Consider the following 26,166-nt stretch of genomic DNA (forward strand, 5'->3'; position numbering starts at 1 on the left):
CGCCCGGGGCCCACTCTGATTTCACCCCTCCGATGAACGCCGTCCTTCCCCGACGACGGTCGCCGGCCTGGACGCTCGCGAATTGCCTGACCTACGGGCGCCTCGTTGCCGTGCCGGTGATGGTCGCGCTGCTGTTCTGGCCCGAATCCCACACGGCGCGGTGGACGGCGCTGGGGGTGTTCGTCGCGGCCGCGATCACCGACTACCTCGACGGGTACGTCGCCCGCACCTACCACCAGAGCTCGGCGCTCGGCCGGATGCTCGATCCGATCGCCGACAAGCTCCTGGTCTCGGCATGCCTGCTGATGCTGGCGGCGGACCACACCATCGTCGGCTCGAATATCTGGGCGGCCATCGTGATCCTGTGCCGCGAGGTGCTGGTCTCCGGCCTGCGCGAGTATTTGGCGGAGCTGAAGGTCGGCGTGCCGGTCAGCCGGATCGCGAAGTGGAAGACCACCGTGCAGCTCCTGGCCCTCGGCTTCCTGGTGGCCGGTCCGGCGGGCGAGACGGTGCTCCCGGGAACCGAGCCGATCGGCCTGACGCTCCTGTGGCTCGCCGCCGCGCTCACGCTCTGGACCGGGTGGGACTACATGCGGGCCGGGATCAAGCACGTCATCGACGATCCGCGCTGAGGGATCCGTCTCCGGGACGCGCGGTCCCTGCCCTGTCTCCGGTACGGTGATGCGATGAAGCTCGTCTATTTCGCCTGGGTCCGCGAGCGGATCGGCCGCTCCGAGGAGGAGCTGGCGCCGCCGCCGGAGGTCGCCACCGTCGCCGATCTCGTCGGTTGGCTCCGGGGCCGGGGCGAGGAATACGCCTACGCCTTCGAGGATCCCGGCGTCGTCCGTGCCGCGATCGACCGGGCCCACGCCAAGTCGGACGCGCCGATCGCGGGGGCCCGCGAGATCGCCTTCTTCCCGCCGATGACCGGCGGCTGAGACCCGGCCGCGCCGCGCACGTAGTTCGCCGGGGTTGCTTCGGGTCGGCTTCCGCGGTCATTGGCGCCGTCGCTCCGGCTGCACCTCATGCCGAACGGCGCGCGGGCCGAGCCAAGTTCTCTACGGGTTCGGCCCGCCTCAGGACGCGACACGCCGCGGAACGCCCAAGCTGGCATTGCCGTTATCCGCTACCGAAATCGGTATTGGAGTTTCAGCATGCGCATGACCTTGCTCGCGACCGCCGCCCTGTTGAGCCTCGGCGCCGCCGCGCAGGCCCAGACCACGGTGATCGAGCGCGACCGCCCGGCCGTCGTCGTCGACCGCCCGGCCTCCGAGTCGAAGTCCGTGACCGTCCACGACCACGGCGACGGCTGCGTCACCAAGACGGTGCGCAAGGAGAACGACATGGGCGACTCGAAGACCGTCAAGAAGGAGACCTGCGACTGAGGCAGGGAAGCGGGCCGGGCCGGAGCGCCGTCGACGCCTCCGCCCGGCCGATCCTTTGCCCGGCCGCTTGGTTGCCCGGCGCCGATCCTAGCGCCAGCCCGCGTCGATGAAGTACGCGTGGGCCGTACACATCCGGGCATCGTCCGAGGCCAGGAACAGGACCAGCGCGGCGACGTCGGCCGGCTGGATCCGACCGTCCAGGCACTGCGCGGCGACGATCTCCGCCTCGCCCTCCGGCGAGTACCATCGCTCCTGGCGGGGCGTCTGAACGTTGCCCGGCACGATCGCCGCCACCCGGATGTTGTCGCGGCCGAGTCGCGGGCGAGCGCCCGGGTCATGCCCTCGATCGCCGCCCTGGCGGTCTGGTAGAGCGGCATCTCCGTCAGCCCGAGATGCCAGCTGATCGATCCGAAATTGAGGATCACGCCACCGCCGGCGCGGCGCATGGGTGGGACCGCCGCCTGGGCCGCGAAGAACAGGTGGCGCAGGTTCACCGCCATCCGGTCGTCCCAGCAGGCGGGCGTCACGTCCGCGAGAGCGTGGCGGTCGTCGTTGCCGGCATTGTTGATCAGGACGTCGAGCCCGCCGAGGGCCGTGTCGGCATCGGCCACCAGCGCGCGGACCGCCTCGATATCGGTCAGGTCGCAGCGCCGGTAGAGCGGGGCGTGCGCGGCGCCGGGCGCGAGGCGCGCCACCACGGCGCGGGCCGCATCGTCCGCGATATCGCAGAACAGGACGCGGGCGCCCTGCCCGACGAAGGCCTCGACCAGCCCCTCGCCGATGCCCGAGGCACCGCCGGTCACGAGGACGCGCTTGCCGGCGAGGCTGGGATACCGCGCGCGCTGATCGCCCGTCGCCGTCATCGATCCTCCTCGACGTGGCTCGCCCGGCCGGAATTTGTCTGAGTTTATCACGGTGGCCACCCGCGGCAACGGCAACGCGGCCGTCCCCCATTCGCGAAACGTTAACGGTTCGCGAATGAGATCGCCGGGTCTTCTAGAAAGGAACACCCGATGCCCCTGCGCCTGGAACTCAAGCCGTTCGAGCGGCTGATCATCAACGGCGCGCTGCTCCGCAACGGCGACCGTCGCTCGACTTTCCTGATAGAGACGCAGTGCAAGTTTCTGCGCGAGAGCGAGATCATCACGGAGAGCGAGGCCGACACGGCCTGCAAGCGTCTCCACCTGACGCTGACGGTCATCTACCTCGCCGACGACCCGACGCAGGGCATCGACCTGTTCTTCCGGCAGGCCACGGATCTGCTGGGACTCGCGCCGGCCGCCGCCGGGCAGATCGCCGCGATCGCCCAGGCCGTCGAGGCCGGCGAGTATTACCGGTCGCTCAAGCTGAGCCGCAAGCTCGTCGAGTGGGAGGCGGCCGGCGCCGAATCGCCGGCCGAGGTGCCGGACGCCGCGGCGGCTCGCTGACCGGTACGCGGCCTCAGCCGGGATTGCCCTGCAGGCCGGCGGCGATGTGATTGTTGATCGACACCAGCGTGGCGATCTTCTCTGGCGTGGGAGCGATCATCGTGTCGATGCAGCTCTGGAGCACGAACACGCCCAGGCGTCCGACGCCCTGCTTCACGTCGGCGGGGAGCGGGTTCTCCGCGGACGTCGCCTCGGAGGTCAGCAGCGTCCAGACCCGCTGGTTGAACGACAGGGCCTCGTTGATGCGCCCGGCGTCGCCGCTGGTGAGCCCCTGGCTGGCGCCGATCAGCTTCTGCGCTGCCTTGAGCAGCACGGCGGATTCGGCTTCGCGGGGCGACAGCGCGCTGTGGGAGGTCTTGGCGTAGGCGTTGGCGGCGTAGTTCATAGGCGGTCCAGCCCCGTCGTCGGGCCTGCCACTGAGGCAAGCTAGCGCGTAGCTGTCGCAGATCAGGAGTTAAAAGCGCGTGAGCGCCGCATCCGCCATGATGCCGCCGGGTTGGTTATCGACGACGCTGTGCGGCCGAAAGGAACCGGCCCCCGGACCCCAACCCCGATGTTGAATTTCGTTCTCGGAACTGTTGCCGGCGGCCTGATCGCCTGCGTGCTGACCATCGCGGCGGCACGGCAACCCGAAGTGCAGTCCCGACTGGGCCTCGTGCCGGTGGCGCCGGCGACCCTGGCGGCGGTCACGAAACCGGCCGAGCCCGATTGCGGCCGGAGGACGGAGCCGACCCCGAAGATCGGCTCCCAGGAGATGCTGTTCAACCGCCAGAGATTCTGGTCGGTCGCACCCTAATCAGAACGTGCCGATCAGCATGAGCAGCATCGTCGTGGCGACGGTGGTGCTGACGAAACCGCACAGGGCGGCCGCGAAGGACGGACCGGTGCGGGTGACGGTGGGCTCGATGTCGTTCGAGAGCGTGGCGGGGGTCATCGGCGCAGAACCTTCTCGGCGACCAGCGTCGCGCGTATCGGGGTGATGCTTCAGGAACGGGACGGCCGAGGTGCGATCGCGCACCCGGTCAGTCGCAGCGGTTGATTTTCTTGGCGATCCGCAGACCCCGCAGCTCGCTGCGGAGGTCGATGGCCACGACGCCCTCTCCGCATCGCTCGAACGCGTCGCGGGCATCGTCGTAGCGGTCGCCCACCTCGTCGAGCGTGTCGCAGACGCGGTCATGGTTGCCCAGGCGGGCTTCCTGACGCGCCTGGAAGCGCAGGGCGTTCGCCTCGTCGACCTTGCGCTGGGCTTCGATGCAGGACGGCAGGGCCGACGCGGCGGAAGTCAGGGCGAGGCCTGCCAGCAGGCTGGCGAGGCAGCGGGTCAGAGTGACCGACTTGGCACTCACGGGAACACTCACACACGGTTCGTGATGGCAGATCCGCGGGCGGTCCTGCCGGGCTTCTCGGAGCGGCTCAGGTCCACTCCTTCTCTGTCCGCTGAAACAGTGAAGCTGACGTGAAAGTTCCGCCCCGAATCACCGCTTCCGGCGCAGTCGGGAGGTCAGGATTGCGGAGAGTGGCACGGGGGCCGCACCCATCGGATCGACGCCGACATCGTACTGCTTCGGCATCGGCTTGAGCTTGCCGTGGCTGTGGCCGTGGAGGTTCAGCGCGCCCCGGCTCATGCCGTTCCAAGTACGGAACGCGTAGTGGCAGAGCACCACCATCCGCCCCTCGACGGCGAGTTCCGCGTAGTGCCGGACCGACGCCCAGCCGGGCGCCGTGAGCGTGTCCGGCCCGTCGTTGTTGCCGGCGATCAGGTGCTTCTCGCCGTTCAGTCCGGCGAGGATCGCGCGGATCCGGTCACCGCTCGGGCCGAGGGCGAAATCGCCGAGGTGCCAGACCGTGTCGCCGGGCGCGACCGTCGTGTTCCAGGCCGCGATCAGGCCGGCATCGTGGGCCTCGAGATCCGGGTAGGGCCGGTGGTCGAAGCGCAGCGCCCGCGGATCGCCGAAATGCGTGTCGCCCGTGAAGAAGATGGTCACCGGTCCGCTCCGCCTCGCCTCGGCGCCTTCCTGGGCGCCTTCCTCGGCGCCTTCCTCGGCGCCTCGCCCGGCAACGCCGCCGGACTGCCGCCGAAAGCGGCGCGCGGCCGCGTTGTTCCCGCCGGCCCGCGTCCGCCTGGCGCGTTGACGGCCCGCGCGCCAGGGTCGAAGCCTCGTCGGGCGAGGCGCCAGCGGGAGGGCACGGGGCATGCTGGGAACGGTGGGGTTCGCGTTCCTGGCCGGCCTGCTCTCGGTGCTCTCGCCCTGCGTGCTGCCGCTGATCCCCATCGTGCTCGGCACGGCGGCGGCCGAGCATCGCCTGGGTCCGGCGGCTCTGGCGGCCGGCCTCGCCATCGCCTTCACGACCATCGGGCTGTTCGTCGCGACGATCGGCTTCACCGTCGGGCTCGACGGCGACGTGTTCCGGCGCGCCGGCGCGGTGCTCCTGGTGCTCCTGGGCGTCGTGCTGATGCTGCCGCGGCTCCAGGCACGGGTCGCGACGGCGGCCGGCCCGGTCGGCGCCTGGGTGGAGGATCGCTTCGGCGGCGTCGGCTCCGGGGGATTGCCCGGCCAGTTCGCCGTGGGCCTGCTGCTCGGCGCGGCCTGGAGCCCCTGCGTGGGACCGACCCTGGGGGCGGCCTCGCTCATGGCGGCGCGGGGCGAGCATCTCGGGGGCGTCGCCTTGACCATGCTGGCCTTCGGGATCGGCGCCGCGGCCCCGCTGATGCTCCTGGGCCTCGTCTCCCGCGAGGCGCTGCTGCGCTGGCGCGGCGGCCTCGCCGCGGCCGGTCGGGCCGCGAAGGCCGCGCTCGGCGCCGTGATGGTCGTGCTCGGGCTGCTGGTGCTGACGGGCCTCGACAAGCGGGTCGAGGCCGCGGCCGTCGCGGCCTCGCCGGACTGGCTCAACGCGGTGACGACGCGCTACTGACTCCGCGAAGACCCGGCGAAGACCCCGCGAAGACCCCGCGAAGACCCCGCGAAGACCCCAGGTTATCCGGAACGGAGTTCGGCCATGAGCGATGCCCCCCGCCTGACCAGTCTCGCCCACGGCGGCGGCTGCGGCTGCAAGCTCGATCCGGCCACCCTGCGCCAGCTCCTCGCCCAGCAGCCGGCGGCGGGCCCGTTCGAGCGGCTCCTCGTCGGCAACGAGACCGCGGACGACGCGGCGGTGTGGGAACTGGAGGACGGCACCTGCCTCATCGCCACCACGGACTTCTTCACCCCGATGGTGGACGACCCCGTCGATTTCGGCCGGATCGCCGCGACGAACGCCATCTCGGACGTCTACGCCATGGGCGGCCGGCCGCTGTTCGCGCTGGCGATCCTCGGGATGCCGCTCGGCAAGATCGACCCCGAGGTGGTCGCGCGGATCCTGCGCGGCGGCGCGGAGCAATGCGCCGCGGCCGGCATCCCGGTGGCGGGCGGCCACTCGATCGACGCGCCGGAGCCGATCTACGGTCTGGCGGTGATCGGGACCTGCCGCCGCGAGGCGGTGCGGCGCAACGCCGACGCGGTGGCCGGGGACGCCGTCCTGCTCACCAAGGCCCTCGGGGTCGGGGTCTACTCGGCGGCGATCAAGCGGGCGACCCTCGACGAGGCCGGCTACCGCGACTTCATCGCGACCACGACGCTGCTCAACCGGATCGGGACCGATCTCGCCGCCGAGCCCGCCGTGCACGCCCTGACCGACGTGACCGGATTCGGCATCCTGGGGCACGGCCTGGAGATCGCCCGCGGCGCCGGCCTCACGCTCACCCTCGAGGCCGACGCCCTTCCCCTGCTGCCGCAGGCGGAGGCGCTGGCGCGCGCGGGCGCGGTCACCGGCGCCTCGCACCGCAACTGGGCGGCGTTCGGCGAGGCCGTGGACCTGCCGGCCGACTTCCCCGAGTGGCGCCGCCACCTCCTGACCGATCCGCAGACCTCGGGCGGGCTGCTGGTGACCTGCTCGGCCGACCGGGCCGACGCGATCCTGGCGCGCATCCGGGCGGCCGGCTACCCGGCGGCGGCCCGGATCGGCCGGATCGAGGCCGGCCCGGCGCGGATCCGCGTGGCGGCCTGACGGGCCGCCCGCCCCGAGAGGCAATCTTCAACCTTCCCGTCCACTCTGCCGCCCCGCACGAGACCCGAGCCGCCGCCAGAGCCGCCGTGACCGACGCCGCAGACATGTCACCGCCCGCCCACGGCGTCGCCGGCTGGCCGTTCGGGCGCAGCGCCGGCGCGCCGGCCCGTCCCGCGTCGCTCCCCGACGGGCGTCCGTGGCCGCGGATCCGCGTCGTCACGGTGGCCGGCGCGGATGCCGCGCTCACCGAGACCGTCGCGTCGGTCCTGCGCCAGGGCTACCCAGAACTGCGGCACGACCTGCTCGACCCGGCGGCCGGCCGCGCCGCGGCGGCGCGCATCCTGTCGGTTCCCGATCCGGAGCACCTGTTCTGGCTCCGCGCCGGCGACCTGCTCGCGCCCGGTGCGCTGACCGCCCTGGCGCTGGAGGCCGCGCTCACCGGCGCCGACGCGGTGGCGGGGCTGCGCGTCCTGTTCGACGACGCCGTCCGCGGCCTCGACGGCCCCGGGGCCGCGGACGGCGGGATCCTCTGGCGGCGGGACGCCCTCGCGCACGCGATCCTCGACGCCGACGGGACGCTCGACGCCGCCTCCGCCTGGTCGGCGATCCCCGCCGATCGGCGGAGCCTGATCGGCCGCCCGATCCTGCTCCAGAGGCTCGACGCGCCGCCGCCCCCGCCCGCCGCCGGCCTGTCGATCGTGTCGCTGACCGGGACCGGAACCCGCGGGGGCGCGGGCGTGGCCCAGCGCCGCCTCGCCGAGGCGCTGACGCTCGCGGGCCACCGGGTCGCGGAGGTGACGCTGAGCGGACGCCCGGAGGCCGCCGAGTGGCGCGACGACTTCCCGCAGGCGGAGGCCGCGGTCGCGGCGGCCGCCCCCGATCTCGTCCTCGCCGGCAACCTGCACGGCGCCACCCGCAGCCTCGACGTCGTCGGCCGCCTGGCTCGGCACGGTCCGGTCGGCCTCGTGCTGCACGACCTCTTCCCCCTGACGGGCCGGTGCGCCCACCCCCGCGACTGCGGGCGCGCCGCCTCCGGCTGCGACGCCGCCTGCCCCGGCCCGGACGAGTACCCGGAGCTGGCGCCCGGCCGGATCGCCGGGATGCACGAGCGCAAGCGCACGGTGCTCGCCGGCGCCGCGCCCGGATCCCCGAGGCGACCCTCCGCGCCCTGGCTGCTGGCCAATTCCGACTGGACGCTGGCGCGGGCGCGCGAACTCGCCCCGCCCGGCAGCGTGATCGAGCCCGTGCGGCTGGCCTTCCCGACCGCCGTGTTCCGGCCCGGCGATCGCGCGGCGTTGCGCGGCACGCTCGGCCTGCCGGCCGACGACGTCCTGATCCTCGTCTCCTCGGTCATCGTCGACGGGCCCGACAAGGGCTTCGCCGACCTCAGGGCCGCGCTCCAGGCCGTGGCGGGCCCGGGCGTCGGCGTGGTGGCGATCGGCCGGCTCGACGACCCGGCCCGGCTCGGCGTCGCGAACCTGTACGCGCCCGGCCTCATCGCCGACGAGGCGCTCCTGGCCGCGTGGTACGGGGCCTGCGACCTCCACGTCACCGCCAGCCGTCACGAGACCCTCGGGCAGACGCCGATCGAGGCCGGCCTGTGCGGGGTGCCGACGCTCGCCTACCGCACCTCCGGCCTGACCTCGGCCGTGATCGACGGCGTGTCGGGCCGCCTCGTGCCGGTGCGGCCGGGCGCCCTCGCCGAGGCGCTGGCGGCGCTGGTCGGCGACAGCGAGGCGCGCGCGCGGCTCGGCGCCTTCGCGCGCATCGCCTTGGAGAGCCGCTACAGCCCGGCCGCCTCCGCGCTGTCGCTGGACGCGGTCTTCCGGCGTCACGGTCTGCCGAGCGCGTCGACGGGCCCGCGCTTCGCCCCCGGGATGCTCGGGCACTTCCCGTTCGCGGCGGACCTGCGGGCGGGCGCGGCCGGCACCGTCCCGGCGGTCTCGCGCCCGCTCGTGCGCCGGCTGCGGCGGGCCAAGCAGATGGTCTTCGGGCGTCGGATGCCGCTCCTCGTGCGCCGATGCCTCTACCTCGCCGGCGCGCTGCGCCGGAGCCAGACGTGACGGCCCGCGGCGACAGGGCCGGCAAAACGGTGGGCGGCGTGGCCGGCGACGTGGCCGGCGACAATGCGGGCGGCACGCGGGCGGCGCCGACTCGGCGGCGGATCTACCTCGATCAGACCCATCTGCGCGCCCACGTGACGGGGATCGAGCGAGTCACCCTCGACCTGTTCGCCCCGGACCGGCTCGCCCCGCACGCGGTGCGGCCGGTGACCGCGGGCTCCCTGCCCGGCATGGTCGCCGCGCAGCAGCTCGGCCTGCCGGCGCGGGCCCTGATGGATCGGGACGCCCTGTTCCTGTTCCCGGGCTTCCCGCCCGGGCCGCTCTGCGCCGTCGCGGCGTCGCGCTGCCTGCTCTACGTCCACGACACCTTCCTGCTCACGCGGACGGAGGATCTGAGCCTGCGCAGCCGGCTCTACATGAGCCCCAGCTTCGCCCTGGCCCTGCGCTGGTGCCCGAACCTGTTCGTTAACAGCCGCACCACCGGGGCGGACGTGCGCGCGCTCTGCGCCCGACGCGCCCGCGTCGCCCTGCTGCGCCCCCCCGTCCGCGACGCCTTCGGGCTCGCGCACCTGCCGGGACCGGCGGCCTACGCGCCGGGCCGGCCGCTGCGCATCCTGGCCATCGGCACCATCGAGCCGCGCAAGAACTATCCGGCGACCCTCGCGCTGACGGCGGCGCTCATCCGCGCCGGTATCCCGGCGGAGCTTCACCTCGTCGGCCGGGTCGGCTGGGGGCAGCACGCCTTCCTGGACGCACCGCCGCCGTTCCTGCACCGCCACGGGTACCTCGCCGACGCCGAGCTGCGCGCCCTCGCGGGGTCGTGCCACCTGCTGGTCTCCACCTCCAAGGCGGAGGGGCTCGGCCTGCCGCTGCTGGAGGTGCAGCACGGCGGCCTTCCGGTGGTGGCGCCGGACGACCCGGTGTTCCGGGAGGTCCTGGGGGCGTCGGCCCTGCTGATCCGGCCGGAGGAGCCCGACGCGGCCGCGGGCGCCCTCGCCGGCTGGATCCGCGACGGCGCCCTGGCCCGCGCCGCCGGAATGAGTCGGGCCAACGTCGCGCGCTGGAACGCGATCGCGGCCGAGGACGGCGCGCGCTTCCGGCGCTTCCTGGCCGGCGATCCCGCGGCTTACGATGCGCTGGAGTCAATTGTCGCACACGCGGGCACCGCCTGAGGCGGCCTGCGTAGTCCCCAACAAATCGGGAACTTTTCACGCCCGATTGTCGTGACAGTCAGGACTGCATCTGTAAGCGATATCTGCCAGCTTCCTGAAGCAAGTGCCGCATCGGGGCGACACTACTGGTCCGGTATGTTGATTGCTGGGCTCCCGAAGAAGGCAGCGCCTCGGGCGGGCACCTGTTCCAGATCGGCACGGAGCTGGTCAGAAAGGGAACGGGCGACGGGGCGGGTGACGGGCGGCGGTCTCCGCCGAGGCAGGTCAGGGAGCGAGGCGTATGTTCGACTTCTCGACGCGGATGAGCGGCGAACGGCCCGTGCGGATGGTGCTGCCGCAGGTCGCGCCGCCGACGGACGGCCGCGTGATCCTGCGGCGGCTGTGGCGCGGCAGCGGCTTCATCGTGCTGGGCGGCCTGTTCATGGTCGCCGTCGCGGTGGCGCTCCTCGGCCTGATCCCGCCCCGCTACACGTCGAGCATCCAGATCCTGGTGGATCCGAGCGACCTGCGCGTCGTCGAGAACGACGTGAACGCGCGCCAGCCCCAGGCCGACAGCGGCGTGTCGATCGCCGAGAGCCAGGTGCGGGTGATCCAGTCCGACAGCGTCCTGCGCCGGGTGATCGCCAAGCTCCACCTCGACCAGGACGACGAGTTCGTGCTGCCGGACGGCAACAACCCGACCCTCACCTGGATCAAGGGCGCGCTGGGCATGCTGCCCCCGCCGGCGAGCCGCGACCCGGTCTTCACGGCCCTCGACACGCTGCAGAACCGGCTCACTGTCCGGCGGGCCGAGCGGACCTTCGTGATCGACGTCTCCGTTCAGTCGCGCGATCCCGAGAAGGCCGCCCGCATCGCCAACGCCGTCGGCGACGCCTACTTCGCCGAGGAGGCCGCGGCCCGGACCGAGACCGCGCGGCGCGCCTCCGACGCCCTGGCGGGGCGGCTCAACAGCCTCAAGCGCGACGTCGAGCAGGCCGAGAGCGCCGTGGTGCGCTACCGCGAGGATCACAAGCTCGTGGCCGCCAGCGGCCGCCTGCTCACCGACCAGCAGCTCGGCGACCTGAACCAGCAGCTCGTCACCGCCTCCATCAAGACCGCGGAGGCCAAGTCGCGCCTCGATCAGGCGCGCCGGATGCGCTCGTCGGATCCCAGCACCGCCCTTCCCGAAATGCTGCAGAGCCTGGAGATGCAGGCCCTGCGGCAGCAATACGCCACGCTGTCCCGCAACACCGCGGAGCTCGCCACCCGCCTCGGCGAGCGCCACCCGGCCATGGCCGAGCAGTACGCCCAGCAGCGCGACCTGCAGCGCCTGATCCAGCGCGAGAAGGAGCGGATCATCGAGACGACCCAGAAGGATTACGACCGCGCCGCCGCGAGCGAGGCCGCGATCCGGGCCAATCTCGACCGGGTGAAGAACGAGACCGCGTCCAGCGACCGGGCCTATGTCGGCCTGCGCGAGCTGGAGCGGACCCTCGACGCCCGCCGCGGCATCTACGAGGCCTATCTGAAGCGCGCCCGCGAGGCGAGCGAGCAGGAGCGGCTCAACACCACCAACGTCCGGATCATCTCGGCCGCGGTCCCGGCGCGCCAGCGGACCTTCCCGCCCTCCCCCAAGATCGTCCTGCCGGTGGCGCTTGTCCTCGGCCTGCTGCTCGGCGGCGGCATCGCCCTGCTGCTCGGCGCCGACAGCGACCGTCGCCGCAGCCTGCGCGCCGCCACCCGGCCGGCCGCGAGCTTCCGGGCCGCCGATGCGTGACATCGGCGAGATCAGCCTCTACCTGGGCGCTATGGATCCGGTCCTCGGGGAGGCACACACGGTGAGCGCCCCGGCCCCCGCGGCGTCCGGATCGCCGCAGACGGGCGCGACCGTCGAACTCTTCGGCTACCGGTTTCACACCGGTCCCGCCGCGACCCTCGTAGCCGACGTCGCGGCCCGGCGTGACGGCCGCCCGCGCATGATCGTGACGGCGAACGTCGATCACATCGTCCAGCTCAGCGAGAACGCGCCGTTCCGCGAGGCCTACGCGCGCGCCGCGGCCCGGACCCTCGACGGGATGCCGCTGGTCTGGCTGGCCCGGAAGGCGTGCGCCCAGCCCGTTCACCGGATCACCGGCCACGACCTCCTGGGCTGCGTCCTGGCCGACCCGCCGGCCTTCGCGCGGCGGGTCTTCTTCGTCTCCGCCCGACAGGACGCGGCGGACGCGCTGGCGACCCGGCTGCAGGCGGCGGGCCTTCCGCCCGGCGCCGTGGCGAGCGCCGTGCCACCCTTCGGCTTCGAGCACGACGCGGCCTACAGCCGCGCCCTGGCGGAGCGGATCCGCGCCCACGGGACGACGCTGCTGGTGATGGGCGTCGGCGCGCCCAAATCCGAGATCTGGGTGGATCGCCACGGCCAGACGCTCGGCGAGCCGGTGGTCTTCTGCGTCGGCGACGCCCTCAACGTCGCCGCCGGGTTCCTGCCGCGCGCCCCGCGGCTGATGCAGCGCCTCGGCCTCGAGTGGATCTACCGGTTCCTGCAGGCGCCGCGCCGGCTGTTCCGGCGCTACTTCATCAAGTCGTGGCGCTTCATCGGCCTCGCCGCGCGCGACCGGTTCCGGCGGCGCGCCGGCTGACTCAGCGCCGCTCCGCGAACAGGTCCGGCCGCCGCAATTGGAGCGCGAAGAGCAGCGTCAGCGACTTCATGTCGGTGATCGCGCCGCGGCGGCCCATGGCGGCCAGTTCCGGCAGCGGGATCTCGTGGACCGCCACGGCCTCGCCCTCGGCGGCGAGACCGCCGCCGGTGCCGGTCCGGTCGGCCTCGCCGTAGGCGGCGAGGAACAGGTCCATCCGCTCCGTGGAGATCCCCGGCATCGACCAGGCGCTGGCGACGAAGTCGAGGGCGCTGAGGCGCAGGCCCGTCTCCTCCATCGCCTCGCGCCGCGCCTCGTCCTCGGAGGCGCCCTCGTCGAGGAGGCCGGCCGGCACCTCGATGTGGCTCGGCGGCCCGCCCGAGTAGAGGACCGGCGCCCGGAACTGCGAGACGAGCGTGGCGACCCGCCGCTCCGGATCGTAGGGGAGCACCGCGACCGCCCGGCCGTGATCCTCCATCTCCCGGGTGATGCGGCTCCCGTCCTCCTGCATCACCTCGGCGACGAGGTAGCGCGCCCAGCCGTCATGTACGAGGCGCACGCCCCCGATCCGTGGTGCCATTCCGATCTCGCCTTGCTCCTAGAGCCCGACGGATCGTTCAGGAATGCGGCGGCCTTGCGGACACGGTGATGCGGAAGCGCAGGCGCCCTGCGGGCTGCCCCTCGAGGCGCTCGGCGGCGTCGAGGTGGGCGCCCTCCTCGCGCACGAGGTTGGGGATGTCGAGAGCGGCCAGGGGGTCGGTGCAGGTCACCACCAGCGTCCGGCCGGCGGCGAGGCCGCGCAGCGCCTTCCGGGTGCGCAGGACCGGGAGCGGACATTTCAGGCCGCTCAGGTCGAGGTCGACGCAGTCCGGATCCTCGTCCCACACGCCGGAAGCTCCCGAGCCGGCGCGGATGCCGGCCCCGGCGCGTCATAGGCACCGCCGCGCCCCGGCGCCAGCGGCGTCCTCACCACACGTGATAGCCGAAGGCGGGTCCGGAATAGCTGTCCGGCGCCGTCCAGACGTAACGGGGGCCGTTGTAGCCGTACTCGAAGCCGCGGCTCGGGACCGGCGCGTAGGCGTAGCCGTAGCCGAACGGCGCGGGATAGCCGTACTCGCCGTAATAGCTGTACTGCGGCCGCCCCCGCGCGGCCACGGTGCCGGCGATCCGGCCGCCGGCCCCGTGATGCCAGCGCCCCGGGGCCGGCCCAGCGCCCTCCAACCGCGCCAGGTCGGCCGCTCGCGCCGTGCTCGAGGCCGCCGGAACGTAAACCATCCCGGCGAGGATGACGGAGATGATGCGGATCATGATGCGGCCTCTCCCCGGGCGTCGCGCCTTGTCAGAACGTTCTATTAGCACGTTCCAACGGCGATTCGCGCGGGCGGCGTGAGCCGCTCAGCCGGGTGCTAGAAGACGCATTCCGTGAAGGCCGGACGCACGCAGGCGCCCCAGCGCCCCTCGTAGTCGGCGAGGAGATCCTCGGCCCGCGTCCGCCCGGCCGCGACGACGGCCTCGAGCGGCTGCAGGTAGATCACCTCGTCCCGGCCCTCGGCGTCGCGGCGGCCCCGCGCCCGGAGGCCCGCGCGGGCGATCGCCAGGGCCTCGGCGGCGACGGCCCCAAGCGTGGTATTGGCCACCGGCGTCGCGAGCCCCAGGCGCGGCGCCGTGGCGCGCGCGGCCTCGCGGTTGGCGAGGCTCCACCCCTTCACGAGGTCGAGGGCCGCGTCGAGGGCCGCGTCGTCGTAGAGGAGCCCGGTCCAGAAGGCGGCCTGGGCGGCGATCATGCCGGGGCCGCCGACATCGGCGCCGCGCATCTCCAGGAAGCGCTTGAGCCGCACCTCGGGGAAGGCCGTGGAAGCGTGGTTGGCCCAGTCCGAGACCGTGGCGAACTCGCCCGGCAGCTGCGGGAGCTTGCCGGCCATCAGGTCGCGGAACGAGGCGCCCGACACGTCGTGGTAGGTGTCGCCCCGCTTGACGAAGTACATCGGCATGTCGAGCAGCCAGTCGACGTAGGCCTCGTAGCCGAACCCCGCGTCGAAGGCGAAGGGCAGCATCCCGGTCCGGTGGGCATCCGTGTCGCGCCAGATCTCGGACCGGCGCGACAGGAAGCCGTTCGGCCGGCCATCGGTGAAGGGCGAGTTGGCGAAGAGCGCGGTCGCGACCGGCTGCAGCGCCAGGGACGCGCGCATCTTGCGCACCATGTCGGCCTCGGAGGCGAAGTCGAGGTTCACCTGCACGGTGGCGGTGCGCAGCATCATGTCGAGACCGAGGGACCCGACCTTCGGCATGTAGCCGGCCATGATTCGGTAGCGGCTCTTGGGCATGACCGGCGTCTCGTCCCGGCGCCATTTCGGGCTCATGCCCAACGTCAGGAAGCCGATGCCCAGGGGATCGGCCACCCGCTTCGCCGCGGCGAGGTGCGTGGCGAGTTCCGCCGCCGTGGCGTGCACGTCGGCAAGCGCCGCGCCCGACAGCTCGAACTGGCCGCCGGGCTCGATCGAGATCGCGCCGCCCGCCTCCGCCGACAGGCCGATGATGTTGCCGAGATCGAGGATCGGCTCCCAGCCGGTCTCACGGGCGAGTCCGTCCAGGAGCGCCCGGATGCCGCGGTCCCCCTCGTAGGGGACCGGCGCCCGGGTCTCCCGATAGAACGGGATCTTCTCGTGCTCGGTGCCGATCGCGAAGCGCGCGCGCGGCTTCTCGCCCGCCGCGAACCATTCGATCAGTTCGGCGCGCGTGGTGAGCGGCGTGGTGTCGTTGCTGTCGCGCGCCATGCGCTGCCTGCCCGTGCGTCTGACGTGTGCCTGGGAACGGGCGCGCCGGACTGCTCCGACGGATCCACCCGGTACAAACCCGCTCTCGCGAGCGGGATCCGGGCGGACACCCGCCCCCGACCCCGATGAGCACGCGGCGCAGGCGGCGTCCGATCCGGGACATAATCGAGCCGCCGTGAACCCACAACGCGGCGGTCTCGACCGGCGCGCCGCTTCACGTCTGATCCGGGGAAACAATCGACCGGCGCGGTCCTTCCATGTGCGCGGGCACACATGGATCGGGGCGGCGCGCGTCAGCGCGCGTCGCCGAGCACCGCCTGCACCAGCGTCAGCACGGCGACGGCGGCGGTGTCGGCCCGCAGGATGCGCGGCCCCAGGGAGAGCGCCACGGTGTTCGGCCGCGCCCGGATCAGCGCCCGCTCCTCCTCGGAGAAGCCGCCTTCGGGACCGACCAGCACGGCGAGCGGAGGGGGCGCCAGCGGGTCGCCGGCCGCCCGCAGGGCCGCCACCGGGTCGCGCACGGGCGCGTCCTCGTCGCAGAACACGAGAAGCCGCCCGGGCGCGAGGCCCGCGAGTGCGGCCGGCAGGCGCTCGGGCTCCGGACAATCGGGAATCGCCAGGATCCCGCACTGCTCGGCGGCCTCGACCGCGTTGGCCCGCAGCCGGTCCATGTTGACGCGATCGCCCTGCGTGAACCGGGTGATGACCGGTCGGATCGTCCCGGCCCCCATCTCCACCGCCTTCTGCGCGAGATAGTCGAGGCGCGCGCTCTTCAGCGGGGCGAACAGGTAGTGAAGGTCGGCGCCCGCGGGCTGCGGACGCGTCTGCGCGGCGACGTGCAGGTCGGCGCCCTTGCGCCCGGTCTGGACCAGATGGGCGCGCCACTCGCCGTGGCGGCCGTTGAAGACCAGGACCGGATCGTCCGGCCCCCGGCGCAGCACGTTGAGCAGGTAGTTCGCCTGAGCCCGGTCGAGGGGCAGAATCACCCCCGCCGCGAGATCGGCCGCGACGTGGAGGCGCGGAGCGGTGAAGTCATAGGCCGGCATGGCGGCGTGGTCGCGCGGGCCGGCGGGCCTGTCAACGCGGGGACCGCGACCGAAAGTGTTGCCGAATGGTTACGAGCCCCGGTTTTCGGCAGCCAGTCCACCGGTGCATGGCGCAGCCGGTTTGCCGCTCGAATGACGCCACAATCCTATGGCGAACCCAACGGAACGGAAGAGAGCCGGCCGCTCGCGGATTCGGCAGGGGCGTCGAGGGAGTCGCGGAATGGCGAAGGGGAGTCTGAAGCTGGGGGCGGCGGTGCTGGTCGGCACCGTCCTGTTCGGCACGGCGGCGTTCGCGCAGAGCGCGGCACCGGAATGCGGTGCCATCCAGAAGACCCTGGCCGAGCGCAAGGCTCTGGTCGGCCGCGCCAATGCGGCGTCGCAGTCCAAGAAGAAGATGACCCCGCAGGAGGCCTGCGCCCTGTTCGGGAAGCTCCAGTCCAACGGCGCGGAGGGCATCAAGTGGATCGCCGCCAACAAGGAATGGTGCTCGATCCCCGATTCCTTCGCCGAGGGCTTCAAGGCCGACCACGTGAAGGTCAGCGGCATCCGCACCAAGATCTGCAGCGTCGCCGCCCAGGCGACCAAGATGGAGGCGCAGGCCCGCGCCCAGGCGCAGGCCCAGGCGGGTGGTGGCGGCGGCGGGCTGCTCGGCGGCCCGGGCTTGACCGGAAGCTTCAAGCTGCCGCAGGGCGCTCTCTGAGATCGTCTGAGAGGATCGCGGATCCGGCGCGGGTCCCCCCTCGGCAGCGGCGGGGGACTCACGTGCGGGACGACCGGAGATCCGACCGATGAACGGCACGGTGTTTGACGACGGGCGGCCGGCCGACGCGGTCTCCGGGCACTGGGTCGACCGGCGGGCGCCCCGGCCCTGGCGCCCGTACCTGCGCCTGGCCCGGATCGACAGGCCGATCGGCTGGTGGCTCCTCCTCCTGCCCTGCTGGTGGTCGGCCGCCCTGGCGGCGATCGCCGCGGACCAGGCCTTTCCCGACCCCTGGCACTGCCTGCTCTTCCTGATCGGCGCCGTGGCGATGCGCGGGGCGGGCTCGACCTACAACGACATCGCCGACCGCGACCTCGACGCGCAGGTCGAGCGCACGCGCCTGCGCCCCCTGCCCTCGGGCCAGGTGCGGCCGCGCCACGCCGCCCTGTTCCTGGTGATCCAGGCCCTGATCGGGCTGGCCGTCCTGCTGCAGTTCAACGCGGAGGCGGTGATCATCGGTCTCTGCTCGCTGCTGCCGGTGGCGATCTACCCGTTCATGAAACGGGTCATGCCTCTGCCGCAGGCGATCCTGGGACTGGCCTTCGCCTGGGGGGCTCTGATGGGCTGGGCCGCGGTGTTCGCCCGCCTCGATCCGCCGGCGCTCCTGCTCTACGCGGGCGCCCTGTGCTGGGTGATCGGCTACGACACGATCTACGCGGTGCAGGATATCGAGGACGACGAGATCGCGGGGATCCGCTCCTCGGCCCGCCTGTTCGGCCGGCACGTGCGGCTCGCCGTCGGGCTCTGCTACGCGCTGGCCGCTCTGTTCGTGGTTCTGGCCGCGCGCGGGGCCGGAGCGGGGCTCGTCGGGTATCTGGGGGTCGCCGCCTTTGCCGGGCACCTCGCCTGGCAGGTCCTGTCGCTGCGCGAGCGCGACGGGCGCGGGGCTCTCACGCTGTTCCGGTCGAACCGGGATGCGGGCCTGATCCTGTTCGTCGGCCTCACCGCCGACGCGCTGCTGCGCAACCTGTTCTAGGCGCCGTCGGCACCCTCAGGTGCGGGCGATGATCTCGTTCTCGCCGCGGAAGATCTGCGGGCGCGCGGGCAGCCGGCCGGTCTTGCGGCGGGCCAGGAAGCGCGGGCGACGGCGGCCGAGACCGGCGTGGCGGCGACGGATGCGGACCTGACCGAGAATCAGCCGGCCGATCTGCTGGGAGACCGGGACGAGGAGGCCGTCTTCCCGGACGATCATCCGCACGAGGCCCGCCCGCGCCGCGATGTCGCGCCACAACGCGACCACGTCGTCCTCCTCGAAGCTGCCGAGGCGCTGCAGCACGTCGCCTTCGGCGTCGACGAGGATCAGGCTGAACCGGTCGGCGCCCACGATCTCCGCGTCCTCGGTGGCGTAGGCGAGCGCGATCCCGACGGCCCGGCGCGCGCCGGGGGCGCGGCCGATCACCGGCAGCGGCGAAGCGACGAAGCGGGGCGCGGTGTCGGCACCGTGCATCGGGTGTCCTGCGTGGCTTTTGTCCGTGGCCGGGGAAGTGTTCATCGGTCCGAGTCCCTGGAGCAAGTGGCGACCCCTGTCGGGCCGTCCGTTATGCCAAGCAAAATCGCACCCGAACTCCTCCGCACCGCTTAAGAGCCGTCGTTAAGCGAATCTGGACAGCGCTGTCATTTGCGGAATGCTCAATGCTTCCTTGAATGCTCAACATTTCCTTGCGCAGATCGGTCGTTATCGATCGATCAACCAGCATCCTTGTGGCGCTGCGGGCGCCGCCGTACAACGGGGCGACCGGGCGCGCGATCCTCCGCGCCGGGTCTTCTCAGCCCGACCGGGTGAGCCCAAGCGGGCCCGGACGTCCGCCCGTCGGACGGGCGGGCCGGCGGGGCCCTCGCGGGCCGCACGGATTCCACGCGGAGCGCGATGCCAGAGCCTCTCACCGACGATGCCGTATCCGCCCTGATGCCAGAGTTGCGCGCCGTGATGCGCGAGGCCGCCGACATCGCGCGGCCGTTCTTCAGGCTCGGCGGGCAGACTTCGGCCCGCATCTGGTCGAAGGCCGGCGGCTCGCCTGTGACCGAGGCGGACGTCGCGGTCGATGCCTTCCTGAAGGTGCGTCTGAGCGCCCTCGTGCCGCGGGCGGCATGGCTGTCGGAGGAGACCGCCGACGACCCGGCGCGCCTCGGCCACGACCTCGTGTGGATCGTCGATCCGATCGACGGGACGCGGGCGTTCCTGTCGGGCCATCCGGACTGGTCGATCGCGGTGGCGCTCCTGTCGGGCGGCGAGCCGCTGATCGGCTTCGTCCACGCGCCGGTGGGCGACGCGGATTACGAGGCCGTGCGCGGGCGCGGCGCGACGCGGAACGGCGAACCGATCCGCGTCGATACCAGGCGGAGCCTGCCCGGCGCCCGCGTCACCGGCCCGAAGCCGATGCTCGACCGCCTGGCCCGGGGCGCCGGAGCGGACCCGGCTTTCGAGGTGATCGCGCGGATCCCGTCCCTCGCCCTGAGGCTCGCCCGCGTGGCGGACGGGACGGTCGATATCGGGATGATTTCCGGGAATGCCCGCGACTGGGACTTGGCCGCCGCCGACCTCGTTCTGCGCGAGGCGGGCGGCGTGGTCTGCGATTTCTCCGGGGCTGCGACGCCGTACAATCGCGCTGACCCGGTGCACGGCGAGTTGCTCGCCGCGCCGGTGGGTCTGCGCGACCCGGTGCTCGCCGCTTGGGACCGCTGAGGCCGAGGCCCCGCGTGTCCGCGGCGAGCGGCCTCAGGCCGTCGCGGTCTCGCGGATCTTCACCGCGGCGGGCGCGAGCCCGAGACGCTCGGCGAGATGCCAGTGCAGTTCACGCGGGGAGTGGTAGTTGTAGGACCGGTCGATCAGGTCGCTGAGATCGGCCCCGGTCTGGTCCGCGGTCTTGGCCCGCGCCAGCTTGCCGACCCGGAAGGTCGGGGCATCGGTGACGGGGGAACGGACGCCGCGGCGCCGTGTATACTCGAATAACATCACTGTCTTTTCTTTTCTGGACCGGACGTTGGCTGCGCCCGGCGTCGTTTCTGGGATATTGCCTCCGACGCGACCGGAACCCGGGCAGTCTCGCCCGGGCAGGCAGCGTCGGAAGGGGGAACCGCGTCTGGCGGCCGCTTCATGCGCCACCCGCAATCCTCAGTTGCACACTTCGGCGCACTGAGGGCGCGGGAAGCGCCTCGGAACCCGCGACGGTCAGGCCGCCTGCAGGTTACCGGCGGCGTCCTTGCCGCTACGCTTGTCCGTGAGGATCTCGTAAGCGATCCGCTGGCCTTCGATCAGGTTGCGCATCCCGGCGCGCTCGACGGCCGAGATGTGGACGAACACGTCCTTGCCGCCGTCGTCGGGCTGGATGAAACCGTAGCCCTTGGTCTCATTGAACCACTTCACAGTGCCGGTATTCACGTAGTGTACCTCGTTCGTCCATAGGCCATCCGCGCGGCACGAGGGCCGCGTGATGCACCACGGTCTTTCTGGATTTGGCCAGTGCGGCGGGGCGCGAGTCGCTGAACCTTGAACAGCGTCAGCCTCGGTGGATAAGCCCCCCGAGGACGTATTTAGGCGCAGGCTGCGGCCGCAACAAGGCATGGGCGGCGTATCATCTGCGTCGCAGGCCGGGATCGGGAGGGGGCCGATCGGCACCGCCCCCTGTGATTCCGGGCATTCACGATGCATATACGGAATGCGCTCAAGCAGTTAAGGCGCGTGGCTCTGGACGATACATGGCAGGCATCTCGGTCTCGCTGGACGGTGCGAACATCCAGCTCTCCTTCCAGAAGGACGATCAGGCGACGGCGGTGGTGATGGATGCCCGCGCCGCCCGGGCGCTGGTGCGCGCCGTCGGGCAACTCCTCACGGCGATCGACGATACGGACGAGCCCGGCATGGCCGACGAGATGGGCGACGAGGAGGTCGCCATGCTCGACGTGACGTCGTCGGCCATCGAGGTCGGTACCGACGACGAGGGCCAGGCGGTGGTCGCCCTGCAGGCCGGCGCTCTGCCGCCGTTCCAGCTCCGCCTGACGGACGAAGAGGCCCGCCACGTCGTGACGAGCCTCTCCGAGATCCTCAATGCCCCGCGCGACGTGCGGACCTCGCACGGCGGTCACTGACGGCCGGGCGCACCGCCGTCGCGGGCGCCGTCACATGCGCGTCCCGGGATCCGTCGGCGTGCCGGGGAAGATGTCCGGCTCGGAGCCCGGACCGCCGGGTTCGCCGATCCCCGGATCGTTCACCGGATAGGGCGTGCGCGGGCCGGTCGGGCCGATATCGGGCTCCTCTTCGGGCGTCGGCGGGGGCGGCGGCAGGTCGCCGGGCGTGGGCTCGGGAAGGCCGGGATTGGCCATGACGCGACTCCTGATAGTTGGGATGGGGACCAACGGGCCGCCTTCCCCGGGGGTTCCGATCACCGGTCCGGGGTCCGCTCCCGGACGCGGCCGGGCGGCGGAGGGCCGCGGGAACGGGCGGCACGAGCCTCCGTTAGCCGGGCAGATCCCCGAACCGGAGACCCGCCATGCCCGACATCCGCCACGCCAAGATCCTGATCCTCGCCACCGACGGTTTCGAGGAGAGCGAGCTGACCGTCCCGCAGGCCAAGCTGGCCGAGGCCGGCGCCGCGGTGACCGTCGCCGCCCCGCAATCGCGCCAGAGCAAGGGCACGATCCGCGGCTGGGACAAGACCGACTGGGGCCGGGAGGTCGCGGTCGACACCGACCTGGAGCAGGTCGACCCGGCATCCTACGACGCCCTCGTCCTCCCGGGCGGCCAGATCAACCCGGACAAGCTCCGGCTCGAGCCCCAGGCCCTCGCCCTGATCAGGAGCTTCCTGACGTCCGGCAAGGTCGTGGCCGTGATCTGCCACGCCCCGTGGCTGCTGATCGAGACCGGCGCGGCCAAGGGCCGCGACCTGACCTCGTTCAGCTCGGTCCGGACCGACGTGATCAATGCCGGCGGCCGCTGGCACGACAAGGACGTCGTGACCGACCACGGCATCGTCACGAGCCGCAACCCGGGCGACCTCGACGCCTTCTGCGCGAAGATCGTCGAGGAGATCCAAGAGGGCGGCCACGGCGCCCGCCAGCTGGCGGCGTGACCCGCGCGGGCGCCGGACGACTGGCGCCCGTGCTCAGCCGCGGCCGCGCTCGCCGGTGACTTCCAGCACCGTGCAGCCGCGGATCGGGCGGCCGTACTCGTCCGCGCCCTCCACGGTGACCCGGTGGGCGCCCGGCGCGAGGTCGTCCGGGAGCCGCGCCGTCCAGATATGGGTCGAGGGCACCGCCTTCACCCAGCTCTTCTTCGTCTCCGGGTAACGCTCGTAGAGCTCGGTGACGAACGGGTCGGGGCGGCGGGTGCGCGCCATCGGCCGGGGCGTCGCGTCCCCGACCCGGAACGCGAGGCGCGTGCGCGGGCCGCCGTCGAACACGTTCACCACCAGGGTCGTGTCGGCGAGCGCGTCCTGCGGCACCGGCGGCCGCAGCCCCTGCACCGGCCGGGTCCAGCGCACCACCTCGGGCGCGCCGGCCCGCAGCTCGCTCTCGAACAGGATCCGCATGGTCTCGTCCGGCTGACCCTGCGCGGCGACGTAGCGCGTCGTGTAGTCGGTGCCGCGGATCGACAGGACGTGGAACCCGTTCGGCGTGCCGTCGCGGCTGTCGGCCGAGGGGATGCCCGTGCGGGTGTCGGGACCGCTCCACCACGAGCCCGAGACGGCGGTGAGCACGTGATGGTGGTGGCCGTCGGCGAGGTGGTGGTGCTCGGTCGTGTGGGTGTGGCCGGCGAGGCTCAGCACCTTGCGGCCGGCGAGCAGGTCGAGGAGCGCGGCGCGGTCCGTGGTGTGGGTGCGGGGCTCTTCGGGGCCGGTCTCGGTGTGCAGGGGGATGTGCATGGCCAGCACGATCAGGTCGTCCCGCGGGATCTCGGCCAGGAGGTTGCGCAGGAAGGCCAGGCCGCGGTCGCCGATCCGGCCCCGGTAGGTGTTGGCGCCCACCGGCACCGGCGGCCCGAGCCACTCGACGTTGTCGAGCATCACGAACCACGCCCGTCCGTGCCGGAACGCGTAGGTCGGCGCGCCGAACACCCGCTTCCAAGTCTCGCGGCTGTAGCGCGCGTCCGGCGCCTGCATGTTGAGGTCGTGGTTGCCCGGCAGGCTGTACCAGGGCAGGCCGATCCGACCGACGATCCGGTTGGACCGGCCGTAGAGCGAGAGATCGTCGAACAGCACGTCGCCTGTGGTCAGGCCGAAGGCGGCCGGGATCGCCATGGCGCGGGCGACCGCGGTGTCGCGCACGTGGTCGAGTTCGAACCGGCTCTCGGGCTGGGGATCTGTGAACAGCACGACGTCGAAGTCGTCCGGCTCGTCCGCGCGGGTCAGGGTGAAGTCGATCGAGGCCGGGAGCGGCCCGGTGGGCGCGAGGCCGCGGTAGCGCAGGCCCAGCTCGGCGGGCGTGCCCCCGGGCTGGTGGATGTAGGAGTGGCGCGGCACGTTGTCGGCGTCGCGCGGCAGGGCGTAGCCCGGCGGCTTGATGACGAAGACCGCGCCGTCGCCCGACATCGGCAGGCGGTATCGGCCCCGCTCGTCGGTCCGCGCGATCTCGCGACCGTTGGACACCAGCACGCCCGGCAGCGGGACCGGGTCCCCGCCGGCCGCGTCGCGCGCGGAGACGATCCCGGTGGCCTCGGCGGCCTCGGCGGGCTCCTGCGCACCGGCCCGGCCCGCGACGAGGCCGAGGGCGGCGGCGCCCGCCATGGTGCTCCGGCGGGTCAGGCCTCCGGGCTGGGTGTCGCGCGACATCGATGGCTCCTGCACGGCTTCGCGGCGCGGCGTCCCGCGGGAGGCCGGCAACCGGCATCCGGGACGCTGCCTGCGCGGCCAACCAGACGCGTTTGACCTCCGGATGACAGGCGCGGCCCCGAACGCGCGAGGCCCGCGCCTCGGCAGAGGTGCGGGCCTCGGATCGGGTTCGACGGGCGGGCGTCGCCGGGAGCGGCCGGCGCCCGCGGGTCCGACTACTCCTCGTCGCCGGGCTCGAAGGTCTGCGGCATCGGCTCGGCGCTGGCGACCGGGGTCGGCGCGCCGATGGTCGAGGGCACGTTCACGCCGTCACGCTTGTAGATGTCGTCGCGGAACTGGACGATGCCGTCCGGGGTCGACCAGGCGGTGATGTAGGTCCAGTAGACCGGCACCGGCTGGGAGATGTTGGCGTCGATGCGCTTGCCGCTCTCGATCGCCTCCTCGACCTTCTGACGGTCCCAGCCGGGCGTGTCCTTCAGCAGCCACGTGATGTACTCGCGCACGTTCTGCACGCGCACGCAGCCTGAGGAGATGAAGCGGAAATCGTCGCCGAACACGCCCTTGGTGTTCGTGTCGTGCATGAACACGCCGTAGGGGTTCGGGATGTTGATGCGGACGATGCCCATCGAGTTGAAGTCGGCGCCCGAATCCTGCCGGTAGGTGTAGCGGGTGCCCTCGTCCGAGAACCAGTTCACCGACTTCGGCGAGACCTCGGAGCCGTTCGACAGGATCCGGATCTTGTTGTCCGTGAGGTAGTTCGGATCCTTCTGCATCTTCGGGATCAGGTCCTTCTTCACGATGGAAGCCGGGACCGTCCAGGTCGGGTTGAAATTGATCTGCGTCGCCTTGGTGTTCATGATCGGCGACTGGCGGTCGATCTTGCCCACGCCGGCGGCGTGGAGCGTGACGACCTGACCGTTCTCGACCGTCTCGACGAGCGCGGCCGGGATGTTGGTGATCACGAAGCGCCGGCCGAGATCGCCCGAGTAGGAGCGCAGGCGCACGACGTTGATCTCGAGCTGGCGCAGGCGCACGTCGGCGGGCACGTTCATGGCCTGCTGGGTCGCCATCGTCATCGCGCCGGTCTGGCTGAGGCCGTGCCGGGCCTGGAACCGCTTCACGCCCGCGGCGACGTACGAATCGTACACGCCCGAGCCGCCCGCGGCCGGATCGAGGTCGCCGGTGACGATCAGGCGCTGGCGGATGGCCGCCACGGCCGGGCCGCGCGAGCCGATCCGCAGGTGGTCGGCGCCGGAAACCTGCCGCCAGCCACCGCGGGCGACGATGTCCTTGTAGCGCTCCACCATCTGCTCGGTGGACGTCACGGTCTGGGGCGAGAGGATCGGCACCGTCTCGCGCTGCACCTGCATGCCGGCGGGTGAGGCGTAGTCCTGCGCCCACTCGGCCTGGGCATAGTTGCCCTGATCGCGGGCTTGGGCGCCGCCGATGCCGAGCGCGCCGAGGGCGGCGACGCCGAGGATCGCGGGGAACCGGTTTTGTGCCTTCTTGCGCATCGGTCGCTGGCTCTGGTCCGGGGTTCGTCAGGTCGTGACGGGAGCGGATTGTCTCGGGCGCCACGGTGTCGGGATGGCGTTAAGACTCCCTATCGAAGGGGCCGGAATGTGGCATCGCCGTGCGCCAGCGCACGCGGCGTCCGTCTGCGGCACCCTGGCAACAGCCATCGTCGCGCCGGTGTGGCAGGGATGCCATAGCGGTCCGGTTCGGACGGCGCGCGGGAGCAGCATGGATTCGGGCGAGGCCCTTTCGGATCGACGTGTCGGGCCGGCCCTGCGGGCCGTCGTCGCCCTGCTGGCGCTCTACGCCCTGCTGCTCCAGGCCTTTCTCGGCGGCCTGATGCCGGTGCCGGCGGCGACCGACGGCCTCTGCGCGCAGCATGCCGACGCGTCCGCTCCATCGGGCGCGCCCGTCCCCCACGACCACGGCGATTGCTGCACGGCGGCCCAGGCCACCGGCCCGGCGCTCCCGCCGCGCCCCCCGTCCGTCGGCTTCCGATGGGTCGCGACCGCGGACCTGCGGCCGGCCTGGCCCCTCGACCGGAGCGTCGGCGCCCGCGCGCCGCCCGGCACCATCGCGTCCCCGAGGGGGCCGCCAACCGTCTGAG

32 protein-coding genes and 1 pseudogene are annotated in these 26,166 nt (G+C 72.5%); 17 read left to right on the top strand and 16 right to left on the bottom strand.

The features are described from left to right. The first annotated feature begins 32 nt into the window (after window positions 1–32). From pgsA to BM419_RS05860, 3 genes are all read left to right on the top strand, one after another. On the top strand, window positions 33–632 hold the full coding sequence (gene pgsA / locus BM419_RS05850) for a CDP-diacylglycerol--glycerol-3-phosphate 3-phosphatidyltransferase (protein ID WP_020090647.1): 600 nt from the start codon (window positions 33–35) through the stop codon (window positions 630–632). 54 nt (window positions 633–686) lie between these two features. Next, window positions 687–938 carry a molybdopterin converting factor subunit 1 gene (moaD, locus tag BM419_RS05855; protein ID WP_091925415.1) on the top strand — a complete coding sequence of 84 codons (252 nt, stop codon included), beginning with the start codon at window positions 687–689 and terminating at the stop codon, window positions 936–938. A 216-nt stretch (window positions 939–1,154) separates the two neighbouring features. Then, on the top strand, window positions 1,155–1,385 hold the full coding sequence (locus BM419_RS05860) for a hypothetical protein (protein WP_020090649.1): 231 nt from the start codon (window positions 1,155–1,157) through the stop codon (window positions 1,383–1,385). Window positions 1,386–1,472: 87 nt separating this feature from the next. On the opposite strand, the pseudogene BM419_RS05865 reads toward BM419_RS05860, so the two are convergent. Further along, window positions 1,473–2,248: pseudogene (locus tag BM419_RS05865) on the bottom strand (SDR family oxidoreductase). Between the two features lie 150 nt (window positions 2,249–2,398). Between BM419_RS05865 and BM419_RS05870 the strand changes: the two are divergent. Continuing rightward, window positions 2,399–2,812 carry a flagellar biosynthesis repressor FlbT gene (locus tag BM419_RS05870; protein WP_056531717.1) on the top strand — a complete coding sequence of 138 codons (414 nt, stop codon included), beginning with the start codon at window positions 2,399–2,401 and terminating at the stop codon, window positions 2,810–2,812. A gap of 13 nt (window positions 2,813–2,825) precedes the next feature. Here the strand turns inward: BM419_RS05870 and flaF are convergent, their stop codons facing one another. Continuing rightward, entirely contained in the window at window positions 2,826–3,197 is a 372-nt protein-coding gene (gene flaF, locus BM419_RS05875) for a flagellar biosynthesis regulator FlaF (RefSeq protein WP_091679159.1), read from the bottom strand. A gap of 168 nt (window positions 3,198–3,365) precedes the next feature. Here flaF and BM419_RS05880 point away from each other — a divergent pair, with 168 nt between their 5' ends. Then, window positions 3,366–3,608 (top strand): hypothetical protein, encoded by a 243-nt coding sequence (locus BM419_RS05880; protein WP_020090653.1) that lies wholly within the window; start codon window positions 3,366–3,368, stop codon window positions 3,606–3,608. On the opposite strand, the gene BM419_RS32280 is transcribed toward BM419_RS05880, so the two are convergent. The 3 genes from BM419_RS32280 to BM419_RS05890 form a co-directional block, all read right to left on the bottom strand. Beyond that, complete coding sequence (locus BM419_RS32280) at window positions 3,609–3,746, bottom strand: hypothetical protein (protein ID WP_020090654.1); 138 nt, start codon at window positions 3,744–3,746, stop codon at window positions 3,609–3,611. It abuts the gene before it with no gap. A gap of 88 nt (window positions 3,747–3,834) precedes the next feature. Continuing rightward, on the bottom strand, window positions 3,835–4,158 hold the full coding sequence (locus BM419_RS05885) for a hypothetical protein (RefSeq protein WP_012322287.1): 324 nt from the start codon (window positions 4,156–4,158) through the stop codon (window positions 3,835–3,837). A 129-nt stretch (window positions 4,159–4,287) separates the two neighbouring features. Further along, on the bottom strand, window positions 4,288–4,797 hold the full coding sequence (locus tag BM419_RS05890) for a metallophosphoesterase (protein WP_091679162.1): 510 nt from the start codon (window positions 4,795–4,797) through the stop codon (window positions 4,288–4,290). 208 nt (window positions 4,798–5,005) lie between these two features. On the opposite strand from BM419_RS05890, the gene BM419_RS05895 reads away from it, so the two are divergent. From BM419_RS05895 to BM419_RS05920, 6 genes are all read left to right on the top strand, one after another. Beyond that, entirely contained in the window at window positions 5,006–5,725 is a 720-nt protein-coding gene (locus BM419_RS05895; protein WP_091925418.1) for a cytochrome c biogenesis CcdA family protein, read from the top strand. An 84-nt stretch (window positions 5,726–5,809) separates the two neighbouring features. Then, on the top strand, window positions 5,810–6,856 hold the full coding sequence (selD, locus tag BM419_RS05900) for a selenide, water dikinase SelD (protein WP_020090658.1): 1,047 nt from the start codon (window positions 5,810–5,812) through the stop codon (window positions 6,854–6,856). A gap of 86 nt (window positions 6,857–6,942) precedes the next feature. Continuing rightward, window positions 6,943–8,919, top strand: coding sequence for a glycosyltransferase (locus BM419_RS05905; RefSeq protein ID WP_244540707.1), 1,977 nt, complete (start codon window positions 6,943–6,945; stop codon window positions 8,917–8,919). Next, complete coding sequence (locus BM419_RS05910; RefSeq protein WP_244540708.1) at window positions 8,916–10,091, top strand: glycosyltransferase; 1,176 nt, start codon at window positions 8,916–8,918, stop codon at window positions 10,089–10,091. The genes BM419_RS05905 and BM419_RS05910 overlap by 4 nt, the downstream gene beginning before the upstream one ends. Window positions 10,092–10,371: 280 nt before the next feature. Beyond that, window positions 10,372–11,847, top strand: a complete 1,476-nt coding sequence (locus tag BM419_RS05915; protein ID WP_020090661.1) for a GumC family protein — start codon at window positions 10,372–10,374, stop codon at window positions 11,845–11,847. Beyond that, entirely contained in the window at window positions 11,840–12,703 is an 864-nt protein-coding gene (locus tag BM419_RS05920; RefSeq protein ID WP_091925421.1) for a WecB/TagA/CpsF family glycosyltransferase, read from the top strand. Before BM419_RS05915 ends, BM419_RS05920 begins: the two co-directional genes overlap by 8 nt. A 1-nt stretch (window position 12,704) precedes the next feature. Here BM419_RS05920 and BM419_RS05925 read toward each other — a convergent pair whose 3' ends face one another. The 5 genes from BM419_RS05925 to BM419_RS05945 form a co-directional block, all read right to left on the bottom strand. After that, the gene (locus tag BM419_RS05925; protein ID WP_026604542.1) at window positions 12,705–13,280 is read right to left on the bottom strand and encodes an NUDIX domain-containing protein; all 576 of its coding nucleotides are present in this window, start codon (window positions 13,278–13,280) and stop codon (window positions 12,705–12,707) included. A gap of 37 nt (window positions 13,281–13,317) precedes the next feature. Continuing rightward, window positions 13,318–13,587, bottom strand: a complete 270-nt coding sequence (locus BM419_RS05930) for a sulfurtransferase TusA family protein (RefSeq protein WP_091925424.1) — start codon at window positions 13,585–13,587, stop codon at window positions 13,318–13,320. A 79-nt stretch (window positions 13,588–13,666) separates the two neighbouring features. Then, window positions 13,667–14,008: a hypothetical protein gene (locus BM419_RS05935; RefSeq protein ID WP_091925427.1), complete on the bottom strand. Its 342-nt coding sequence runs from the start codon at window positions 14,006–14,008 to the stop codon at window positions 13,667–13,669. A gap of 98 nt (window positions 14,009–14,106) precedes the next feature. After that, window positions 14,107–15,474, bottom strand: coding sequence for a glutamate--cysteine ligase (locus tag BM419_RS05940; RefSeq protein ID WP_091925430.1), 1,368 nt, complete (start codon window positions 15,472–15,474; stop codon window positions 14,107–14,109). A gap of 293 nt (window positions 15,475–15,767) precedes the next feature. Further along, the gene (locus BM419_RS05945) at window positions 15,768–16,520 is read right to left on the bottom strand and encodes a 16S rRNA (uracil(1498)-N(3))-methyltransferase (protein ID WP_056531698.1); all 753 of its coding nucleotides are present in this window, start codon (window positions 16,518–16,520) and stop codon (window positions 15,768–15,770) included. A 220-nt stretch (window positions 16,521–16,740) separates the two neighbouring features. On the opposite strand from BM419_RS05945, the gene BM419_RS05950 reads away from it, so the two are divergent. Together BM419_RS05950 and ubiA are read left to right on the top strand one after the other, a co-directional pair. After that, on the top strand, window positions 16,741–17,220 hold the full coding sequence (locus BM419_RS05950) for a hypothetical protein (RefSeq protein ID WP_020090668.1): 480 nt from the start codon (window positions 16,741–16,743) through the stop codon (window positions 17,218–17,220). A gap of 88 nt (window positions 17,221–17,308) precedes the next feature. Then, complete coding sequence (gene ubiA, locus BM419_RS05955; protein WP_020090669.1) at window positions 17,309–18,256, top strand: 4-hydroxybenzoate octaprenyltransferase; 948 nt, start codon at window positions 17,309–17,311, stop codon at window positions 18,254–18,256. Between the two features lie 15 nt (window positions 18,257–18,271). On the opposite strand, the gene BM419_RS05960 is transcribed toward ubiA, so the two are convergent. After that, window positions 18,272–18,727 (bottom strand): DUF6101 family protein, encoded by a 456-nt coding sequence (locus tag BM419_RS05960; protein WP_056531694.1) that lies wholly within the window; start codon window positions 18,725–18,727, stop codon window positions 18,272–18,274. A 420-nt stretch (window positions 18,728–19,147) separates the two neighbouring features. On the opposite strand from BM419_RS05960, the gene BM419_RS05965 reads away from it, so the two are divergent. Beyond that, the gene (locus tag BM419_RS05965; protein ID WP_091925433.1) at window positions 19,148–19,963 is read left to right on the top strand and encodes an inositol monophosphatase family protein; all 816 of its coding nucleotides are present in this window, start codon (window positions 19,148–19,150) and stop codon (window positions 19,961–19,963) included. 33 nt (window positions 19,964–19,996) lie between these two features. On the opposite strand, the gene BM419_RS05970 is transcribed toward BM419_RS05965, so the two are convergent. Next, window positions 19,997–20,233: an AsnC family transcriptional regulator gene (locus BM419_RS05970; protein WP_091679178.1), complete on the bottom strand. Its 237-nt coding sequence runs from the start codon at window positions 20,231–20,233 to the stop codon at window positions 19,997–19,999. Between the two features lie 216 nt (window positions 20,234–20,449). Further along, window positions 20,450–20,659: a cold-shock protein gene (locus BM419_RS05975; RefSeq protein WP_012322269.1), complete on the bottom strand. Its 210-nt coding sequence runs from the start codon at window positions 20,657–20,659 to the stop codon at window positions 20,450–20,452. A 317-nt stretch (window positions 20,660–20,976) separates the two neighbouring features. Between BM419_RS05975 and BM419_RS05980 the strand changes: the two genes are divergently transcribed. Then, window positions 20,977–21,366 (top strand): hypothetical protein, encoded by a 390-nt coding sequence (locus BM419_RS05980; RefSeq protein ID WP_091925437.1) that lies wholly within the window; start codon window positions 20,977–20,979, stop codon window positions 21,364–21,366. Between the two features lie 30 nt (window positions 21,367–21,396). Here the strand turns inward: BM419_RS05980 and BM419_RS05985 are convergent, their stop codons facing one another. After that, on the bottom strand, window positions 21,397–21,600 hold the full coding sequence (locus BM419_RS05985; protein ID WP_012322267.1) for a hypothetical protein: 204 nt from the start codon (window positions 21,598–21,600) through the stop codon (window positions 21,397–21,399). Between the two features lie 167 nt (window positions 21,601–21,767). On the opposite strand from BM419_RS05985, the gene BM419_RS05990 reads away from it, so the two are divergent. Continuing rightward, the gene (locus BM419_RS05990) at window positions 21,768–22,346 is read left to right on the top strand and encodes a type 1 glutamine amidotransferase domain-containing protein (RefSeq protein WP_091925440.1); all 579 of its coding nucleotides are present in this window, start codon (window positions 21,768–21,770) and stop codon (window positions 22,344–22,346) included. A gap of 33 nt (window positions 22,347–22,379) precedes the next feature. Here BM419_RS05990 and BM419_RS05995 read toward each other — a convergent pair whose 3' ends face one another. After that, window positions 22,380–24,044, bottom strand: a complete 1,665-nt coding sequence (locus BM419_RS05995) for a calcineurin-like phosphoesterase C-terminal domain-containing protein (RefSeq protein WP_091925443.1) — start codon at window positions 24,042–24,044, stop codon at window positions 22,380–22,382. Between the two features lie 215 nt (window positions 24,045–24,259). Then, complete coding sequence (locus BM419_RS06000) at window positions 24,260–25,558, bottom strand: L,D-transpeptidase family protein (protein WP_020090677.1); 1,299 nt, start codon at window positions 25,556–25,558, stop codon at window positions 24,260–24,262. A 229-nt stretch (window positions 25,559–25,787) separates the two neighbouring features. Between BM419_RS06000 and BM419_RS06005 the strand changes: the two genes are divergently transcribed. Then, the gene (locus BM419_RS06005) at window positions 25,788–26,165 is read left to right on the top strand and encodes a hypothetical protein (protein ID WP_091925446.1); all 378 of its coding nucleotides are present in this window, start codon (window positions 25,788–25,790) and stop codon (window positions 26,163–26,165) included. Window position 26,166: the final 1 nt, after the last annotated feature.

The sequence above is a fragment of the Methylobacterium sp. yr668 genome (assembly GCF_900116245.1).
Lineage (GTDB): Bacteria > Pseudomonadota > Alphaproteobacteria > Rhizobiales > Beijerinckiaceae > Methylobacterium.

Coding starts and splice junctions, on each gene's coding strand:
- BM419_RS05990 (WP_091925440.1), top strand. CDS start 21,768: ATGCCCGACATCCGCCACGCCAAGATCCTGATCCTCGCCACCGACGGT.
- BM419_RS05965 (WP_091925433.1), top strand. CDS start 19,148: ATGCCAGAGCCTCTCACCGACGATGCCGTATCCGCCCTGATGCCAGAG.
- BM419_RS05935 (WP_091925427.1), bottom strand. CDS start 14,008: ATGATCCGCATCATCTCCGTCATCCTCGCCGGGATGGTTTACGTTCCG.
- BM419_RS05880 (WP_020090653.1), top strand. CDS start 3,366: ATGTTGAATTTCGTTCTCGGAACTGTTGCCGGCGGCCTGATCGCCTGC.
- BM419_RS05945 (WP_056531698.1), bottom strand. CDS start 16,520: ATGCCGGCCTATGACTTCACCGCTCCGCGCCTCCACGTCGCGGCCGAT.
- flaF (WP_091679159.1), bottom strand. CDS start 3,197: ATGAACTACGCCGCCAACGCCTACGCCAAGACCTCCCACAGCGCGCTG.
- BM419_RS05970 (WP_091679178.1), bottom strand. CDS start 20,233: ATGTTATTCGAGTATACACGGCGCCGCGGCGTCCGTTCCCCCGTCACC.
- BM419_RS05920 (WP_091925421.1), top strand. CDS start 11,840: ATGCGTGACATCGGCGAGATCAGCCTCTACCTGGGCGCTATGGATCCG.
- BM419_RS05940 (WP_091925430.1), bottom strand. CDS start 15,474: ATGGCGCGCGACAGCAACGACACCACGCCGCTCACCACGCGCGCCGAA.
- BM419_RS05950 (WP_020090668.1), top strand. CDS start 16,741: ATGGCGAAGGGGAGTCTGAAGCTGGGGGCGGCGGTGCTGGTCGGCACC.
- BM419_RS32280 (WP_020090654.1), bottom strand. CDS start 3,746: ATGACCCCCGCCACGCTCTCGAACGACATCGAGCCCACCGTCACCCGC.
- BM419_RS06005 (WP_091925446.1), top strand. CDS start 25,788: ATGGATTCGGGCGAGGCCCTTTCGGATCGACGTGTCGGGCCGGCCCTG.
- BM419_RS05980 (WP_091925437.1), top strand. CDS start 20,977: ATGGCAGGCATCTCGGTCTCGCTGGACGGTGCGAACATCCAGCTCTCC.
- BM419_RS05985 (WP_012322267.1), bottom strand. CDS start 21,600: ATGGCCAATCCCGGCCTTCCCGAGCCCACGCCCGGCGACCTGCCGCCG.
- selD (WP_020090658.1), top strand. CDS start 5,810: ATGAGCGATGCCCCCCGCCTGACCAGTCTCGCCCACGGCGGCGGCTGC.
- BM419_RS05870 (WP_056531717.1), top strand. CDS start 2,399: ATGCCCCTGCGCCTGGAACTCAAGCCGTTCGAGCGGCTGATCATCAAC.
- BM419_RS05895 (WP_091925418.1), top strand. CDS start 5,006: ATGCTGGGAACGGTGGGGTTCGCGTTCCTGGCCGGCCTGCTCTCGGTG.
- ubiA (WP_020090669.1), top strand. CDS start 17,309: ATGAACGGCACGGTGTTTGACGACGGGCGGCCGGCCGACGCGGTCTCC.
- BM419_RS05925 (WP_026604542.1), bottom strand. CDS start 13,280: ATGGCACCACGGATCGGGGGCGTGCGCCTCGTACATGACGGCTGGGCG.
- BM419_RS05915 (WP_020090661.1), top strand. CDS start 10,372: ATGTTCGACTTCTCGACGCGGATGAGCGGCGAACGGCCCGTGCGGATG.
- BM419_RS05960 (WP_056531694.1), bottom strand. CDS start 18,727: ATGCACGGTGCCGACACCGCGCCCCGCTTCGTCGCTTCGCCGCTGCCG.
- moaD (WP_091925415.1), top strand. CDS start 687: ATGAAGCTCGTCTATTTCGCCTGGGTCCGCGAGCGGATCGGCCGCTCC.
- pgsA (WP_020090647.1), top strand. CDS start 33: ATGAACGCCGTCCTTCCCCGACGACGGTCGCCGGCCTGGACGCTCGCG.
- BM419_RS06000 (WP_020090677.1), bottom strand. CDS start 25,558: ATGCGCAAGAAGGCACAAAACCGGTTCCCCGCGATCCTCGGCGTCGCC.
- BM419_RS05860 (WP_020090649.1), top strand. CDS start 1,155: ATGCGCATGACCTTGCTCGCGACCGCCGCCCTGTTGAGCCTCGGCGCC.
- BM419_RS05995 (WP_091925443.1), bottom strand. CDS start 24,044: ATGTCGCGCGACACCCAGCCCGGAGGCCTGACCCGCCGGAGCACCATG.